Origin of the sequence: Bacillus cereus group sp. RP32, from assembly GCF_040459735.1 — a bacterium.
GTDB classification, from domain to species: Bacteria; Bacillota; Bacilli; order Bacillales; family Bacillaceae_G; genus Bacillus_A; species Bacillus_A wiedmannii.
The window spans coordinates 1050371-1067002 of the sequence record NZ_JARVHO010000001.1 but is presented as its reverse complement, the minus strand read 5'-3'; the positions used below and the strand labels follow the sequence as shown (position 1 = coordinate 1067002).

Sequence of the window (16632 nt, the reverse complement as noted above, 5' to 3'; positions counted from 1 at the left end):
GATAAGGATTATCATTGTCAATATAAACCGCATACATTTTTTTCAAAAACAAAAAGCACTACAAAAAGATTCGTTCTTTTCGTAGTGCTCTATTTCATAATATTACTCACATTCATTTCCCTCTAACTGATCTCGCATCACTTTCACACGCTGAAAGAAAAAGAATGATAAACTTAAAAATATAATGGTGCTCCCCATCATAACAAAAGATTGTATTGTTTCTTTTGATCCATTCGGAATCAATAAGCCAACCATTAACAATGTACTTACAGCGAGAAGGATTTGTCCGAACCGAGTATAATCTTCTATTTTTCCTTGTAATTCTTTCATTATATTCTCACTCCCCTATTTCACTGTATCATATTCTATTAAACTTAAAGACCAGTAAATACAGCCATTCTGGGAGATGTTTTCCAAATGAAAAAGAGCCGCTTTATTGCGACTCTTTCATAACCATTACTCCCCTTTATATGCTTCCATATAAATTTCTTTCAACTCTGAAATGAGAGGTAATTTTGGATTAGCTGTTGTACATTGATCTTCAAAAGCTCTTTCTGCTAATAATCCAACAACCTCTTCAAATTGGTCTTTAGCAACTCCTTGTCCTGCAATACTCATATTTATATTTAAGCTTTTTCCAAGCTCAATAATTGCTTGGACGAGCGATTCCACACCTTCTACTGTCGAGCCTGCTGGAAGCCCAAGCATTCTCGCAATATGTGCATAACGTTCATCAGCTACAAAGTGCTCATATTTTGGGAACAACGCGTGTTTTCTTGGCTTAATAGCATTATAGCGAACTACGTGCGGCATAAGAATTGCATTCGCACGCCCATGCGGAATATGAAATTCCGGTCCAATTTTATGTGCTAAGCTGTGATTAATACCTAAGAAAGCATTTGCGAATGCCATCCCAGCGATTGCAGAAGCATTATGCATTTTTTCTCGCGCTTCTTCGTCATTTCCATCTTTAAATGCTCTTGGTAAATATTTAAATACGAGATCAATGGCCTTTAATGCTAATCCATCTGTATAGTCATTTGCTAGAACAGACACATACGCCTCGATTGCATGCGTTAATACGTCCATACCAGTGTCTGCTGTTACATGTGGTGGTACTGTCATTACAAACTGTGGATCAACAATTGCTACATCTGGTGTTAATTCATAATCCGCGAGCGGATACTTTATATTATTTTTCTTATCTGTAATAACCGCAAATGGTGTCACTTCTGATCCTGTTCCTGATGTTGTTGGAATGGCAACAAACTGCGCCTTACTTCCTAATTCCGGATATTTACATGTACGTTTTCTTATATCTAAAAACTTCTGTTTAATTCCATAGAATGTTGTTTCTGGGTGCTCATAGAAAAGCCACATCCCTTTCGCTGCATCCATAGCTGAACCACCACCAAGTGCGATAATTACATCTGGCTTGAAACTTCTCATCATTTCCGCACCTTTAAACACAGTTTCATCTGATGGATCTGGCTCGACCTCAAAGAAAACTTCGACTTTTACATCATTTGCATGTTTACGTAAATAATGCGTAACCGTATCTACATATCCGTGCTCAACCATTCCTGGATCCGTTACAATAAATGCACGTGAAATGTTAGGCATATTTGCTAAATATGCTGTCGCATGTTTTTCAAAATAAATTTTTGGTGGTAATTTGAACCACTGCATATTCTTTTTTCTATTTGCCAACCTTTTTATATTTAATAAATGCGTCGCTGTTACGTTTTGAGAAACTGAGTTTTTCCCATACGAGCCGCAACCAAGCGTAAGTGATGGAATAAATCCATTATATATGTCACCGATTCCACCTTGTGATGAAGGGGCGTTTACAATAAGACGGCAAGCTTTCATACGTAATCCAAATTGTTTTTGTACTTCTTTATTTGTAGAATGAATGACTGCTGAATGTCCTAAACCACCAAGGTTTAACATTTCTTCGCAATATGTAAATCCTTCTTCTAATGAATTTGCTTTTACACACGCTAATACTGGACTCAGTTTCTCACGAGATAGTGGATATGCTGCTCCGATACCTTGTATTTCAGCTACAAGCATTTTTGTATTTTCAGGCACAGTAATTCCAACTAATGCGGCAATGTACTGCGCTGATTTCCCTACAATATCACTATTTACTGCACATGTATTTTCATTAATAACTAGCTTTTCTAATTTTCTTCTCTCTTCTTCTGCTACAAAGTAACAATTGTTTGCAATCATTTCTGTTTTCACATCATCATAAATTTCCTTGTCTACAATGATTGCTTGTTCTGATGCACAAATCATACCGTTATCAAATGTTTTTGATAAAATTAAATCATTAACAGCTCGTTTTATATGCGCTGATTTCTCTATATAGCATGGTACATTACCAGGACCTACACCTAGCGCTGGTTTTCCAGTAGAATAAGCTGATTTCACCATACCTGCTCCTCCAGTTGCCAAAACAAGCGCAACACCTTCATGGTTCATTAATTGTTTCGTTGCTTCGACAGAAGGTTTTTCAATCCACTGAATACAATGTTTTGGTGCCCCCGCCTTCACCGCTGCATCATATACTGTTTTCGCCGCTGCAATGGAACAGTTTTGTGCTGAAGGATGAAATGCGAAAATAATTGGATTTCTCGTTTTTATCGCGATTAATGCTTTAAACATTGTTGTCGACGTTGGATTCGTTACTGGCGTTACCCCAGCTACTACACCGACAGGTTCTGCAATTTCTATTATTTCTTCATGAGGATCTTCGTGAATAATCCCTACTGTTTTATCTTTTTTTATGCTATGCCAAATATATTCAGTAGCAAAAATATTTTTAATACATTTATCTTCATATACACCACGACCCGTTTCTTCAACAGCCAACTTCGCAAGCGGCATATGTTGATCCACACCTGCCAATGCCATTTCGTGAACAATGTTGTCAATTTGCTCTTGTGTAAAACCTTCTAATGCTTGTAAAGCCTTTCGACCGTTATTCACTAACGTATCAATCATCTCTTTTACTTCCTGCATTTCATTTACAACTTTCTCTTTGACTACCATGTAAATTCCTCCTATTCTGCTATCATGGACTAAATGAGACCCTATAGGTCATAATAAGTCCCGATTAGCGTAAAAAAATAGAGTTGCTTTCCTACATGAACCTCATTGTTTGTGAAACATTTCACAAGATTGTTCGTGAGTAACATTTCATGAACTTAATATACATGAAATAATTTCATTTGTGTATGTCTATTTTGTGAAATATTTCACAAGATGATGTAATAAAAATGCACTGCCTTATATTAGCAGTGCATTTTTATTATGCTAACGCTTGTGCTAGATCTTCAATTAAATCTTCACCGTCTTCAATACCGACAGAAATACGGATTAATGTATCTGTAATTCCTAATTCTTTGCGGCGATCTGCTGGGATTGATGCATGTGTCATTTGAGATGGGATAGAAATTAAACTTTCTACTGCCCCTAAACTTTCAGCAAGTGTAAAGTATTGTAATTTCTCTAGTACTTTATTTAATGTTTCTTCACTATCTACATCAAATGAGATAATAGCACCAAATCCATTTGCTTGTTCTGTTGCAAGTTCATGGTTTTGATGTGACTCAAGACCTGGGTAATATACTTTATTTACTTTTGGATGGTTATTTAAAAACTCGGCAATTGCGCGTGAATTCGTTTCATGCTCTTCCATTCGAATTCCTAATGTTTTTAAGCCACGAAGTAGTAAGAAGCTATCTTGTGGGCCAAGAATGCCTCCTGTTGAGTTTTGTACAAAGTGAAGGTCTTCTGCTAATTGCGGGCTATTTACAACTACTAGGCCTGCAACTACGTCACTATGACCTCCTAAATATTTCGTTGCACTATGAAGTACAATGTCTGCTCCTAAAGTAATCGGCGACTGCCAATATGGCGTCATGAATGTGTTATCGATAATTGTTAATAAATCTTTCTCTTTAGCAAGAGTAGATATTTTCTTAATATCAGTAATTTTCAATAATGGGTTCGTTGGTGTTTCCACATAAATCGCTTTCGTGTTTGGACGAATTGCTTCTACAACTTCCTTTAAGTTGGTTGTATCTACAAATGTATGCTCAATACCGAAGCGATTTAATACTTTCGTGATAACGCGGTACGTTCCACCATACACATCATCTGTTAAAATAACGTGGTCACCTTTTGAGAACAACATAATTGTAGCTGTAATAGCTGCCATTCCTGAACCAAATGCAAAACCAGCATGACCGTTTTCTAATACTGCAATCATTTCTTCTAAAGCTGCACGTGTTGGGTTGCCTGTACGTGAATATTCATATCCTTGATGCTTACCAACTGCTTCTTGTTTGTACGTACTTGTTTGATAAATCGGTACATTTACAGATCCAGTTGAAGGTTCTCCTATGCGAATACCATGAATTAACTTTGTCTTTGCTCTCATTTTTTATTCCCATCCTTTGTATATGTCTTTACTTAAATAACGCTCACTACTATCAGGAAAAATCGTTACAATATTTGTACCTGGCGCCGCTTGCTCTGCTTCAAGTAAACTTGCATGAAATGCTGCTCCTGAAGAGCTCCCAACAAGCAGTCCTTCTTTTTGCGCTAATTCCTTTACTCGTAAAAATGCATTTCGATCAGAAATTGTATGAATTTCATCAAAATAAGATGTTTTCAAAAATGGCGGGATGAATTCAAGGCCAATCCCTTCTGTTTCATGCGAACCAGCTTTACCACCATTTAAAATGGATCCTTCTGGTTCCACAATAACCGTTTTTATATCTACATTTTTTTCTTTCAAATAAGATGCAGTCCCCATGAATGTACCACCAGTTCCTGCTCCTGCAACAAATATGTTAATCTCTCCGTTAAGTGCCGACCAAAGTTCAGGACCTAGTGTTTTGAAATAAGCACGCGGGTTTGCTTCATTCGCAAACTGACTTGGAGAGTATGAATTCGGTATTTCATTTACTAATTCTTTTGCTTTTGCAATTGCGCCGGTCATTCCTTGCTCAGTCGGTGTATGCACGACCGTTGCGCCTAGTGCTTTCATTAATTCTTGTTTTTCAATACTAAATTTCTCTGGTACACAAACAATAACGCGTAAATCATGTTGTAACGCTGCAAGTGCCAGTCCAATACCAGTATTTCCAGCAGTTGGCTCAATAATTGTTCCACCCTGGGTAACAAGCCCTTTTTCTAGCGCATCTTCGATTAATTCTCTTCCTAAACGGTCCTTAACGCTTCCACCTGGGTTATAAAATTCAAGCTTTGCAAATAAACGGACCCCTTCTGGAAGTGAAAAACGAGTAATTTCTACAATTGGTGTATGACCAATCAACTCATGAACTCCACGATATACATTCATCGTGTTCTCCCCCTTATTTGCCAATAAAGAAAAGGCAACTGTATGTATTTTCTTTATATGAGACAGTTGCCTTTTTGTTACATTACTTTAACTCTTCTAGTACTTTTACGATAAAGTTTGTAGAATGAAGAGCTGCTTGATCTAAAAATTGATCAAATGAAACATTTGATTCTTTACCAGCAATATCAGAAAGTGCACGAATAATAACAAACGGAACTTCATATTGGTGGCATACTTGTGCAACAGCTGCTGCTTCCATTTCTACTGCATAAAGGTCTTCAAATTTATCACGAATTGCTGCAACGCGGTTCGGATCACTCATAAATGAATCACCTGTTGCAATCATACCTTTTACAACTTGAATATTTTCTTCTGCCTGCATACATTTCTCAGCTAATGCAACTAATGCTTCATCAGCCTTGAATCCAGGAGGCATTCCTGGTACTTGACCATACTCATAGTTAAATGCTGTTACATCTACGTCATGATGACGAACTTCTGTTGAAATAACTACATCTCCAACGTTTAGAGAATGATGGAAGCCACCAGCTGAACCAGTATTAATTACTTTTTCAGGCTTATATCTTTCTAATAAAATTGTCGTTGACATCGCTGCATTTACTTTACCAATACCAGACTTTAACAAGATTACTTCATGTCCTGCTAATTGTCCTTTCGTAAATTCACAACCCGCAACCGTTTCTGTTTCTGCTTGTTCTAATTTGTCACGTAAAATACGTACTTCTTCTTCCATTGCTCCAATTACAGCAATTCTCAATCTAATCCCTCTTTCTATTGCTTAGTTGCCTCCATTACCCAAACGAAATGATTTAATCTCGTAAACGTTACATGGAAGCCATTGTTTTCAAAAATAGACTGCATGACTGGAATACGTGTATAATATTCCGTTTGCAAATCGTTTGCTAACTGATGGAAACCTCTTTGTTTTGCTGTTTCAACAGTTTTATCATATGCATCTTGATCTGCAAATATCGTATCAGCAAACACTATTTTACCACCTTTGTTTAGCAATTGACTATACTTCGCAATCGCTACATTTTTTTCAGCATCTGTTAAATGATGAAATGCGTAGGTGCTTACTATGGTATCAATTGAATTTGGGACTTCAAACGAAAGAAAATCACCTTCTGTAATAGAAAATTCTTTTGGCAATTTCTCTTTTGCAATCATGCGCATTTCACGTGACGGTTCTATACCGTAAACTGTGCGGCCAGCAAATAATAATTTATTTGTTAAATTGCCAGTACCAACACCAAATTCTAATACATTACCAAATGACTTGTTAACTACATCCTCTAGAATGTCCTCATAATGGGCGAAAACTTCTTTATATTGTATATCTTCGCCTTGTACAAATGAGTCGTACGTATGAGCCCACTCATCAAATAAACCATTAAATTCTGTCCCCATAAAAATTCCCCTTTTTCTTATCGGTTTTATCAGTATGATATTCCCTCTTTCTAAAAATGTCAATTGAAATGTACATGGTATTTCATTCTTTTCTTTGTTACACTATAGTTGATTGCATAGGAGAGGGGTCGTCTTCGTGTCATTTACCTTTGAAATGTTAGAAGATAAAGTAGAGTTTTTCGAAGCAGGAGACTTAGCTTCTTTGGAACGAAAAATTAGCGAACAAATCGATAATAATAAAGCACTTATGCTTGAAGTTCATCACATCTCGCATCAAATGGTTATGGATCCTGAAAGCAAAAGACCATATTATAGCGCGGTTGTTCATTTTAAATTAAAGAAATTACGCTAACTAAAAAAGAGAAGCTCCTAAGGAGCCTCTCTTTTTTAGTTTAGAGTTTGAACAAGTACTGGTTTCCAGCCCTCATTGTCTACCCAATCAATATTCACATAATATTTTTTACCTGATTGTTTATCTTGTACGTTACCGTAAGCTTTATTCTTACCGTTATTTCCAATTCTATGGATAACTAATTGATTTACTGGAACGTCAATTGCAGCTGAAATAGCTTGATTCATCTCATTCCAATCTGCTGTACCTTTTTTAAACGTCATCGCAGGTGTTGCACCTTGCTCTGTACCTACTGGCTTCCAAGAAGATTTCGTATAAGCATCTGTTGCCTGTGACTGTGTTTTTTCAGCTGGTGCTTTCTCGTTAGCTTTCGCTTCTTCTTCAGCTTTTTTCTGTTCTTCCTCAGCCTTTTGCTTCTCTTCTTCTTCCTGCTTCTTAGCCTCTGTCTTATCTTGCTCGTTCTTCTTCGGCTCTTCTTTGCCTTTAGCTTTCTCAGCTTTATTCTCTTTCGTTGTTTGCTGAGCTACTTTTTTATCACTAGAAGACGCTTGCTCTTTTCTTTCAGGAACAAACAATTGATATGATACAATAGCTACTAATATTAATACAATTGCAATTGCAATATTTAAAACACCGTTTTGACGACGTTTTTGTTGTTTCTGTTGGAATCTAGATCCTCCTGCCATTCTTCAAACCTCCATGCAGTTTTTCATACTTGCTATTGTAACATTAAATCTAGAAAGGTTGAACATTTACAATAATATTTTCACGAAATGAAAACATTTCAATATGAATTGCAAGATTACTTTTCATTCTCTAATCGATAGATTGATTCTACGATAGCTTTGAAAATAGGTGTAACTTCATTTACATTACTATTCGTTTCTATATCCACGACAACTAAAGCATATCTTGGATTTTCATATGGAAAATAACCTGCAAACCAACGATTCACTTTCGTCCCTTTTCCTGTTTGCGCTGTCCCAGATTTTCCGGCAACACTTAGTGGCAACGACCTGAATGCGGCTCCTGTTCCTTTCTCCGTTGTTACAACGCTCCTTAATAACTCTTGTAATGTTTTAACCGCTTCATACGAAAGCTGTTTCCCGCCAATTGTATGGTCTTCAAACGTATAAAAGTCCGTTCCATTTTTATACATTATTTTTTCCACAGCTTTCACTTCCATCTTTTCTCCATCCCTAGCGATCGTCGCCATCATATTTGCAATCGCTAGAGGTGACATACGTACATCTTTCTGTCCAATCGCGGTTTGCGCTACCGCCTTTTTACTATTCTTATTTCCTTCACTACCCCAAATCGTAACCCTCTTCTCCTCTGGTATTTGCTCAAAATGAGTTGTATGAAATACAGAACCTTTCCATCCAACCTTACCAGCGCCTCCTAACGCTGCTACGTAAGTTTCTAACACCATCTTATCCTTTTGTATTAGCTCATTACCTAACTCTGAAAATGTCCTATTACAGCTTCTAGCAAAGCTCTCTTTAAAACTAAGTGTACCCATCATAACTTGTGGATGGTCTTCACCATATAAATCTTGATTACAATTAAATGTACGATTAAACACATTTTCATTTTGATCAATCACTGCCGCTGCAACTATTGTTTTAAAAACAGAACCGGGAAAATGTGGTGTTAACATTTGATTTTCAAGTGTAGTTGTATATAAACGCTCATCCTTCACCTGTACAGATGGTTTACTGACCATCGCTAAAATTTCATTTTTCTTTACATCAAGTAATACTAATCCCCCCTTCTTTATTTCGCTTGCTTCAACCACTTCTTCTGCTTTTTGCTGTAACCTGTTATGTAAAGTTGTTTGAATCGTCACTGGATAAAACGGATTTCCAGGCGCAGTATATTTCGCTTGTTTTCCAAAAATCGGTTCTCCTTGTCGGTCCACTTGATACAATACTTTTGCCTCTCCATCGGTCAAAAGAAATTCATCAAATGATTGCTGCAATCCTGAAATGCCAATTGGCGTTTGCCTTGAAATTTTTCTTACTTCTCCGTATCGTTTTTGAAATTCTCGTTCATTCTCCCCCACATCGCCAATTAAATGATTCACCCTGCCAGTTTGCCGTAAACGAACTTCAGCTGCTACAATACCTAATACATTTAATTGATTTACCTTCTCCATCTGCTCTCGTGCCAATCGAAATGGACCATTTCCCCTTTGCATGATAAATGCACTTTTCTTGTCTTTCATTTGACTTTCAATCTCTTGTCTCGACACACCAATGATATGCGCAATTTTCTCTAACATGTCATTTTTTATTTGTAGAAATGGAAAAACAATTAAAACAGGATACTTTTTCTCACCTATTTCCTTACCGTTCCGATCTATAAAATGGCCTCTTCCATCATCTACCGTAATGGACTGCGTCCGTTGTGTAACACTTTTTTCAATTAAATTTATCTTACGATCTGTAAATGATTCTGTATCTATAATTTGTATTTGAATTAAACGACAAAGTAAAATAAACATGATACACATAAAACAAATTAAAACAATTGTAATTCTCCGTTTTATTTTCATAAAAAAACACCTCGTCTATTATAGTTTGGACGGAGTGTTTCATCTTTTATACAAATAAAAAAATCACTCGCTTTTACACGAGTGATTTTTTATTATTTTACAGAGATAATCTCTACTTGCATTTCTCCACCTGGAGTTTGGATTGCTACCTTCTCACCAATTTGCTTACCTAATAAGCTTTTTGCAATTGGAGAATCGTTAGAAATTCTTCCTTCAAATGGATCTGCTTCTGCGCTACCTACGATTGTGTAAGATTCTTCATCTCCACCTGGCAACTCTTTAAATGTTACTGTTTTACCTAATGTAACAACTGTAGATTCTTCGCCGTTATCTGTGATGATAACTGCGTTACGAATCATGTTTTCTAATTGTGTAATACGTCCTTCTACGAACGCTTGCTCATCTTTCGCTGCATCGTACTCAGAGTTCTCAGAAAGATCTCCGAAGCTACGTGCAATCTTAATGCGCTCTACAACCTCTTTACGTTTTACCGTTTTTAAATCTTCAAGTTCGTTCTCTAGCTTTTGCTTACCCTCTTGCGTCATAGGGTATGTTTTTTCTGTTGCCATATTTTCCACTCCTTTTATATACCAATCCCCCGAAAAAAAAGAGGAGTTCCATATGAAAACTCCCCCACTTATATGTATAGCGGAGGTTTCTAGCACGCCTGTACTAGCGGAGTTGTCACATACAACCCCGTATTCCCAATTCTTCTTTATATAAAGAAGATATGTATGGAAAGTTGATATAAATATGCCCTCACCTATATATAGATGAGGTTGCATGTTTCATTGTATTCGATAGGAAAGGAAAAAATCCCTTCCTATCGTATATCTTTTACTATGCTATTACAAATTTACTTTTTGTTCAAGAATTGTTGCAATTTTTGTCACCATAATATCAATTGCAACATGATTTTGTCCACCTTCAGGGATAATAATATCCGCAAATTTCTTAGAAGGCTCAATAAATTGATTGTGCATTGGACGTACAACACTTACGTATTGATCAACTACTGAATCCATCGTACGACCGCGCTCTTTAATATCACGCTGCATGCGGCGTAAAATACGAAGATCTGCATCTGTATCAACGAATAGCTTAATGTCCATTAACTCACAAAGACGTGGGTCTTCTAAAATAAGAATTCCTTCTAAAATGATTACATCTTTCGGCTCAACTGGAATAACTTCTTCTGAACGCGTATGCAATGTATAGTCATATACAGGCTTATCAATTTGCTCATATGCAAGCAACTGCTGCAAATGTTCAATTAACAGATCATTATCAAACGCAAGCGGATGATCATAATTTGTTTTTAAACGCTCTTCCATTGGTAAATGGCTTTGATCTTTGTAATAATAATCTTGCTCTAAGATTAAAATAGAATGACCTTTAAAATGGTCAAAAATCGCTTTCGTTACACTCGTTTTACCTGATCCCGAACCACCAGCAATTCCAATTACAACAGGCTTATTCGTCCCCATTCGACTATCACTCTTTCTTATTGAAGTATGCTTTTGCGCATCATATTATTCACATACACTGGTTGTTCCACTTTGAATTTCACGATTTGCAACGGATGTCTCGCTGCATCTAATTCGTTTCCATCCTCATCCCAAATTTTCTCCACCGTCTGCGTAAAGTTTTCTATTTCTGGTCCAAAGAACTCGACTTCATGTCCTGGTTTGAAATGATTACGTTGCTCAATCGTTACAATGCCCGTTTCTTCATTATAATCTAACACTAAACCAGCGAAATCATACGTTGTTTTCTTACTATGATTTCCAAACATTTGCTCTTGATGTCCTGGAACCCCTTCAAAGAATGCCGGAGCTGTATCACGATTTGCACATTTATCAAGCTCATCTAACCATTCTTGTTTAAACTCAAAATTATCCGGATCCGCACAATACGCATCAATTACTTTACGGTATACCGTTGCTACAGTCGCTACGTAATGAATTGATTTCATACGTCCTTCAACTTTTAAGCTATCAATTCCAATTTCAATCATTTTCGGAATTGATAAAATTAAATTTAAGTCTTTTGGACTCATTGCAAAGTGAGCATCTTCTTCTTGGAATAGAGGAAGCTCTTTTGCATCTTTATGTTGTGATACTGTTTGAACTAAATCATAGTCCCAACGGCAAGATTGACAACAACCACCACGGTTAGAGTCACGTGCTGTCATATGGTTACTTAACGTACATCTGCCTGAATATGCGATACACATTGCACCATGGACGAATGCTTCAATTTCAATATCCACTTTTTCTTTAATTTCTTTCATTTCTTCATAGCTTGCTTCACGAGCTAATACAAGACGATGTAAACCTTCTTCTTTCCAATACTGTGCTGCTTTCCAGTTGGATAGTGATTGTTGTGTACTTAAATGCACTTCAACAGAAGGCGCTACACGTTTACAAGTCTCAATAATAAGCGGATCAGCAACGATAATTCCCGTTACGCCAGCTTTTTCAATCCCTTTTAAATATTCCTCTAGCCCGTCCATATTTTCATTATGTGCAAAGATATTTGTTGTTACATATATTTTCGCTCCATATTTTTTTGCAAATTCAACACCTTCTGCCATATCTTCCAGTGTAAAGTTACCTGCATTCGAACGAAGACCAAATTCTTGTCCACCTAAATATACAGCATCTGCCCCGTAATGGATAGCTACTTTTAATTTTTCTAAGTTACCCGCAGGGATTAACAGTTCAGGTTTCTTCACAATAACGCGTTTGCCATCGATCACTCGTGAAATTTCTTGTACAGTCATTTCCTACACCCTCCTCGTTTAGTAAACCGTCTCTTTAAAGAAGAATCCTGTATCTAACGGACGATTTACTGGTTGCATTTCTTCTATCTCTTTATATAAATCGTCTTTCACGTCATAATACGCATCACGATCTTCTACACATAAATCAATTGCTTTACGATATTTCTTCGTTACCTCAATAATGTATGCAGAGCTTTTTAGTACACCATCAACTTTTAAGCTAGCGACTTCAGCGTCAATTAGTTCTTCTAACTCATCGATGAAACAAATATCGTTTGGACTCATAATGTGAGTACCATTTTCATCTTCATAAATTGGATATTTATTGTTACGCTCTGGGTCATATAAGAACATATTCTCTTCATATTTTTTCTTTTCAATGTCAAGATTACGTCCTTGATACTCAAAGTAGTTTCCTACTAAGGAACGCTTCGATTGGAACATACAAGTCATACCGTGAATTTGTACTTCAAGTTCCACTTCAGCATTTTCTTTTAATTCAACAATTTCATCTAAGCTAAGCTCACGAGCTAATACAGCTCGTTTTGCTCCTCTTTGTCCCCAGTAGTTACAAGTAAACCAGTTTGTTGCTGTTGTTTCTGTATTCCAGTGCAATTGCATATTTGGTGCTACTTCTCGGACCGCCATTAATACTGCTGGGTCTCCGAAAACAATTGCATCTACACTTACTTCGTTTAAAAATGCAACATAATCTGTTAATTCGTCTACTTTATCATTGTGGAACATAGCGTTCATTGCTACGTATACTTTTACACCATTTTCATGCGCAATCTTCACAGCTTGTTTCACATCTTCACGTGAAAATTCCCCTGCTAAACGTAAACCAAACTTTTGCTCACCGATCATTACCGCATCTGCTCCTGCTTTCGCAAGAGGTTCGATATCCACTACTGCTTTTGGCGTTACTAACAATTCAGGTTTCTTCATACCTTGGTCACCCTCTCTTTTTACTAACAGCTACTCCATCACCAATTGGGAAAATCGTTGTATCATATCCTTCATGGTTCATAAGCCATTCATTGTACGTCTTAATACGACGAATTAAACCACGTGTACGTCTGTTTTCAATTTTCTCTTTTGTCGTTACAAGGCCATGGTACATAACATTATCTGAAATAATTACACCACCAGGGTTTAATAACGGTTCATATAAGTCAAAAAAGCGACGATATTGTCCTTTTGCTGCATCAATAAAAATAACGTCAAACGTTCCATGTTTTTCTACTTGCTCGCCTGTTTCTAACGCATCACCGTAAATAACGGAAATACGCTCTTTAACTGGTGAACATTCTATATATTCAAGTGCTTTTTCATATCGCTCGCGATTGCGTTCAACTGTCACAATGTGAGAATTTGGAATAGCTTGCATCATACGAATACTAGAATAACCAATTGCTGTACCAAGCTCTAAAATGCTTTTTGGTCCAATTAAACGTAAAAATTGCAACATAAATTCCATTCCAAGTCGATCCATAATCGGCACATGATTTTCTTTCGCATAATCTTCCATTTCAAGAATTAATTTATCTTTTGGATCAATAAATGATAATAGGTACTCGTTAACTGCATCCTCCATAATAGTCCTCCTTATTTACATGGAGAAGTGCCTCTATGACGTCTTTTCACACATAGAATGCAATAAAAATACAAGCCAGTTTCACCTTTAGCTTGTACGTCCCGTTTTGATATTAAAAACGATTCTTCTGCCAGTTTTTAACCCGATATATTTTACCACAAAAAAGAGGGATGTGCGACCTTTTTCGCTATCCCTCTCCATTTCACTGTTTTTTCGTAATATATTTTTGTTTTAATGCATTATGCTCTTCCAATGTTTTCGCATAGTACACTTCACCAGTTGGTGCAGCTAAGAAATAATAATAATCTGTTTGCGCAGGTTCTAACGCCGCCTCCACTGAATGTTTACCAGAGTTTGCAATCGGACCAACTGGCAATCCTTTCACAACATACGTATTGTACGGTGAGTTTATCTTTAAATCTTCGTATAATACACGTTGTTTATGCTTTCCAAGTGCATATAATACCGTTGGATCAGTTTGCAGGGGCATACCTTTTTCCAAACGATTATAAAAGACACTAGAGATTTTTTGACGATCTGTAAAGCCTGTTGCCTCTTCTTCAATAAGTGCAGACAATGTTAAAAGCTGATGAACATCCCAGTTTTTCGCTTTCATTTTCGCCTCGTTTTGAACAATGATTGCATTCGTTTTCTCAAGCATTGGAATTATAATTTCTTCTAACGTCGTATCTTTTTTATAGAAAGAGTACGTCGCAGGATATAAATAACCTTCTAATGGATATTTAATATTGCTATCAAAGATTTTATCCGTTAACAACTTCGGATACTTTTGCTGCATTTTTTGAATAAATGCTTTATCGTTCAATTGACGTACGACATCATCTTTATTCCACTTTAATTCGTTTGCAACCGTTTCTGCAATTTCAGTTACTTGTGCACCTTCTTTTATCGTCACTTTATAAAGAGCTGGACGATGTACATTACCAGATGACATTTGTTCAATAACATCTGAGGCACTCATTGAAGGATTTAATAAATATGTACCCGCTTGTAAATTTTTCGATTTAGCCTTTGTATAAAAACTAAAAACTGTACCGTTTTTCACAGCACCTTTTTCTTCTAAAATCTCACCAATTTTACTAGTAGATGATCCTTTTGGAATTTCTACTTCAACCTCTTTTTTATTCCCGCTATCAACTGGTCCTAATGCGGATGAAATATACGCATAGACTGAACCACAAACTAAAAGCAGTGCAATAATCGAAAATAAAAAAAGACGTCTACGCTTTTTTTTCACTTGATTCTCTATCAACACTCTTCCTCCTCAATTAAATTGTAGACCGTATGTATATCTTTCTACACAACACGATATAAAAACACAATAAATTTATTTATCTTTTTTAGATAGACACTTTATTTTTCTACAATCCGTCTCATTATACTACAAAGGATTACACAGTTTCGACAAAAAATCTTTCATTTTACATATAAAAAAAGATGGACTATATGTCGTCCACCTTTTCAGTACTTATTATTCAGCTTCTTGCTCATCAGCTAGAGTGTTGAACATTTCTTGTACCATTTCCCACTCTTCTTCAGATTCGATTGGAAGTAAACTTCCGCCCTCTTCTTCATTTTGCTCATAAGCCATTGCATCATAAATTGGGTCTCCATCTTCGTCTACTTCACCGATTGGAGAGAAGACTACGTATGATTTTTTTCCAAATTTTTCAGCATCAAAAGTGAAAATAATTTCACATAAATGTTCGTTACCTTTTTCGTCTACAATTGTAATTTGATTTTCTTCCATTTTGGTCACCTCTTATTTACTATCTAAAAACCCTTGTAAGATTACGACTGCAGCCATCTTATCGATTACCTGTTTTCGCTTCTTACGACTCACATCAGCTGAAATGAGCAGACGTTCCGCTGCCATCGTTGACAAACGCTCGTCCCACATTACAACTTCTAATTGTAACAGATTTCGCAGGTTTTCTGCAAATTGCTGGCACGCTTCACCACGTGGGCCAATTGTACCATTCATATTTTTAGGTAAACCTACTACTATTTTGTCCACATTGTACTGCTTTACTAACTCAGAAATACGGTCAAAACCAAAGTGGCCTCGTTCTTCGTTAATCCTGATTGTTTCCAGCCCTTGCGCTGTCCAGCCCATTTCGTCGCTCATTGCAACTCCGACTGTTTTTGTACCTACATCTAAACCTAATATCCGCATAAACTACTCCTCACGATGATGTTTCAAGTACGACTTCACAAGCTCTTCAATTAACTCATCACGTTCAAGCTTGCGAATGATGCTTCGTGCATCTTTATGGCGAGGTATGTATGCTGGGTCTCCACTTAATAAATAACCGACGATTTGGTTAATCGGATTATAGCCTTTTTCTTGAAGTGCATCATACACAGTTAAAAGTACATCATTTACATGGACACTCTGTTTTTCATCTTGAATGCTAAACTTCATTGTTTTATCAAAACCGTCCATTTCAAGCACCTCACTTATATAGTAAGTATAGGGAGAAGAACTTCTCCTCTCCCTACCATTGTA

General features: G+C 36.6%; 18 protein-coding genes. 1 reads left to right on the top strand and 17 read right to left on the bottom strand.

Translation table 11 applies throughout. The features are described 5' to 3' along the window. Positions 1 to 102 precede the first annotated feature (102 nt). The 6 genes from QCI46_RS05485 to QCI46_RS05460 all read right to left on the bottom strand — a co-directional run bounded on the left by QCI46_RS05485 (position 103) and on the right by QCI46_RS05460 (position 6811). Positions 103 to 330: a YrhC family protein gene (locus QCI46_RS05485; RefSeq protein WP_097860386.1), complete on the bottom strand. Its 228-nt coding sequence runs from the start codon at positions 328 to 330 to the stop codon at positions 103 to 105. Positions 331 to 456: 126 nt separating this feature from the next. Then, the gene (gene adhE / locus QCI46_RS05480; protein ID WP_353839759.1) at positions 457 to 3060 is read right to left on the bottom strand and encodes a bifunctional acetaldehyde-CoA/alcohol dehydrogenase; all 2604 of its coding nucleotides are present in this window, start codon (positions 3058 to 3060) and stop codon (positions 457 to 459) included. A gap of 259 nt (positions 3061 to 3319) precedes the next feature. Then, positions 3320 to 4453, bottom strand: coding sequence for a bifunctional cystathionine gamma-lyase/homocysteine desulfhydrase (locus QCI46_RS05475; protein WP_353839758.1), 1134 nt, complete (start codon positions 4451 to 4453; stop codon positions 3320 to 3322). Between the two features lie 3 nt (positions 4454 to 4456). Next, the gene (locus QCI46_RS05470; RefSeq protein ID WP_048562250.1) at positions 4457 to 5380 is read right to left on the bottom strand and encodes an O-acetylserine dependent cystathionine beta-synthase; all 924 of its coding nucleotides are present in this window, start codon (positions 5378 to 5380) and stop codon (positions 4457 to 4459) included. An 82-nt stretch (positions 5381 to 5462) separates the two neighbouring features. Further along, on the bottom strand, positions 5463 to 6158 hold the full coding sequence (gene mtnN / locus QCI46_RS05465) for a 5'-methylthioadenosine/S-adenosylhomocysteine nucleosidase (RefSeq protein ID WP_001217038.1): 696 nt from the start codon (positions 6156 to 6158) through the stop codon (positions 5463 to 5465). 14 nt (positions 6159 to 6172) lie between these two features. After that, positions 6173 to 6811 (bottom strand): class I SAM-dependent DNA methyltransferase, encoded by a 639-nt coding sequence (locus tag QCI46_RS05460; protein WP_076540356.1) that lies wholly within the window; start codon positions 6809 to 6811, stop codon positions 6173 to 6175. A gap of 136 nt (positions 6812 to 6947) precedes the next feature. Between QCI46_RS05460 and QCI46_RS05455 the strand changes: the two genes are divergently transcribed. After that, on the top strand, positions 6948 to 7163 hold the full coding sequence (locus tag QCI46_RS05455) for a YrzA family protein (protein ID WP_000010984.1): 216 nt from the start codon (positions 6948 to 6950) through the stop codon (positions 7161 to 7163). Between the two features lie 35 nt (positions 7164 to 7198). Here QCI46_RS05455 and QCI46_RS05450 read toward each other — a convergent pair whose 3' ends face one another. The 11 genes from QCI46_RS05450 to QCI46_RS05400 form a co-directional block, all read right to left on the bottom strand. Then, positions 7199 to 7849, bottom strand: a complete 651-nt coding sequence (locus QCI46_RS05450; RefSeq protein WP_353839757.1) for a YrrS family protein — start codon at positions 7847 to 7849, stop codon at positions 7199 to 7201. A gap of 116 nt (positions 7850 to 7965) precedes the next feature. After that, positions 7966 to 9720 (bottom strand): peptidoglycan D,D-transpeptidase FtsI family protein, encoded by a 1755-nt coding sequence (locus QCI46_RS05445; protein ID WP_353839756.1) that lies wholly within the window; start codon positions 9718 to 9720, stop codon positions 7966 to 7968. 92 nt (positions 9721 to 9812) lie between these two features. After that, the gene (gene greA / locus QCI46_RS05440; protein ID WP_000179964.1) at positions 9813 to 10289 is read right to left on the bottom strand and encodes a transcription elongation factor GreA; all 477 of its coding nucleotides are present in this window, start codon (positions 10287 to 10289) and stop codon (positions 9813 to 9815) included. A gap of 279 nt (positions 10290 to 10568) precedes the next feature. Next, entirely contained in the window at positions 10569 to 11207 is a 639-nt protein-coding gene (gene udk, locus QCI46_RS05435) for a uridine kinase (protein ID WP_000537083.1), read from the bottom strand. A 17-nt stretch (positions 11208 to 11224) separates the two neighbouring features. After that, positions 11225 to 12505: a peptidase U32 family protein gene (locus QCI46_RS05430; RefSeq protein WP_327958374.1), complete on the bottom strand. Its 1281-nt coding sequence runs from the start codon at positions 12503 to 12505 to the stop codon at positions 11225 to 11227. An 18-nt stretch (positions 12506 to 12523) separates the two neighbouring features. Further along, entirely contained in the window at positions 12524 to 13453 is a 930-nt protein-coding gene (locus QCI46_RS05425; RefSeq protein ID WP_000742789.1) for a peptidase U32 family protein, read from the bottom strand. Positions 13454 to 13460: 7 nt separating this feature from the next. Continuing rightward, positions 13461 to 14102: an O-methyltransferase gene (locus QCI46_RS05420; RefSeq protein WP_000389088.1), complete on the bottom strand. Its 642-nt coding sequence runs from the start codon at positions 14100 to 14102 to the stop codon at positions 13461 to 13463. Between the two features lie 202 nt (positions 14103 to 14304). After that, positions 14305 to 15375, bottom strand: coding sequence for an endolytic transglycosylase MltG (gene mltG, locus QCI46_RS05415; protein WP_064474726.1), 1071 nt, complete (start codon positions 15373 to 15375; stop codon positions 14305 to 14307). Between the two features lie 219 nt (positions 15376 to 15594). Continuing rightward, positions 15595 to 15873 (bottom strand): DUF1292 domain-containing protein, encoded by a 279-nt coding sequence (locus QCI46_RS05410; RefSeq protein WP_000392245.1) that lies wholly within the window; start codon positions 15871 to 15873, stop codon positions 15595 to 15597. Positions 15874 to 15885: 12 nt separating this feature from the next. Continuing rightward, positions 15886 to 16299, bottom strand: coding sequence for a Holliday junction resolvase RuvX (gene ruvX / locus QCI46_RS05405; RefSeq protein WP_001221204.1), 414 nt, complete (start codon positions 16297 to 16299; stop codon positions 15886 to 15888). A gap of 3 nt (positions 16300 to 16302) precedes the next feature. Then, entirely contained in the window at positions 16303 to 16569 is a 267-nt protein-coding gene (locus QCI46_RS05400; protein WP_000348590.1) for an IreB family regulatory phosphoprotein, read from the bottom strand. Positions 16570 to 16632: the final 63 nt, after the last annotated feature.

What these genes read in the sequence shown, in the direction of transcription:
- QCI46_RS05485 (WP_097860386.1), bottom strand. Translation starts at nt 330, where the DNA reads ATGAAAGAATTACAAGGAAAAATAGAAGATTATACTCGGTTCGGACAA.
- adhE (WP_353839759.1), bottom strand. Translation starts at nt 3,060, where the DNA reads ATGGTAGTCAAAGAGAAAGTTGTAAATGAAATGCAGGAAGTAAAAGAG.
- QCI46_RS05475 (WP_353839758.1), bottom strand. Translation starts at nt 4,453, where the DNA reads ATGAGAGCAAAGACAAAGTTAATTCATGGTATTCGCATAGGAGAACCT.
- QCI46_RS05470 (WP_048562250.1), bottom strand. Translation starts at nt 5,380, where the DNA reads ATGAATGTATATCGTGGAGTTCATGAGTTGATTGGTCATACACCAATT.
- QCI46_RS05460 (WP_076540356.1), bottom strand. Translation starts at nt 6,811, where the DNA reads ATGGGGACAGAATTTAATGGTTTATTTGATGAGTGGGCTCATACGTAC.
- QCI46_RS05450 (WP_353839757.1), bottom strand. Translation starts at nt 7,849, where the DNA reads ATGGCAGGAGGATCTAGATTCCAACAGAAACAACAAAAACGTCGTCAA.
- QCI46_RS05445 (WP_353839756.1), bottom strand. Translation starts at nt 9,720, where the DNA reads ATGAAAATAAAACGGAGAATTACAATTGTTTTAATTTGTTTTATGTGT.
- greA (WP_000179964.1), bottom strand. Translation starts at nt 10,289, where the DNA reads ATGGCAACAGAAAAAACATACCCTATGACGCAAGAGGGTAAGCAAAAG.
- udk (WP_000537083.1), bottom strand. Translation starts at nt 11,207, where the DNA reads ATGGGGACGAATAAGCCTGTTGTAATTGGAATTGCTGGTGGTTCGGGA.
- QCI46_RS05430 (WP_327958374.1), bottom strand. Translation starts at nt 12,505, where the DNA reads ATGACTGTACAAGAAATTTCACGAGTGATCGATGGCAAACGCGTTATT.
- QCI46_RS05425 (WP_000742789.1), bottom strand. Translation starts at nt 13,453, where the DNA reads ATGAAGAAACCTGAATTGTTAGTAACGCCAAAAGCAGTAGTGGATATC.
- QCI46_RS05420 (WP_000389088.1), bottom strand. Translation starts at nt 14,102, where the DNA reads ATGGAGGATGCAGTTAACGAGTACCTATTATCATTTATTGATCCAAAA.
- QCI46_RS05410 (WP_000392245.1), bottom strand. Translation starts at nt 15,873, where the DNA reads ATGGAAGAAAATCAAATTACAATTGTAGACGAAAAAGGTAACGAACAT.
- ruvX (WP_001221204.1), bottom strand. Translation starts at nt 16,299, where the DNA reads ATGCGGATATTAGGTTTAGATGTAGGTACAAAAACAGTCGGAGTTGCA.
- QCI46_RS05400 (WP_000348590.1), bottom strand. Translation starts at nt 16,569, where the DNA reads ATGGACGGTTTTGATAAAACAATGAAGTTTAGCATTCAAGATGAAAAA.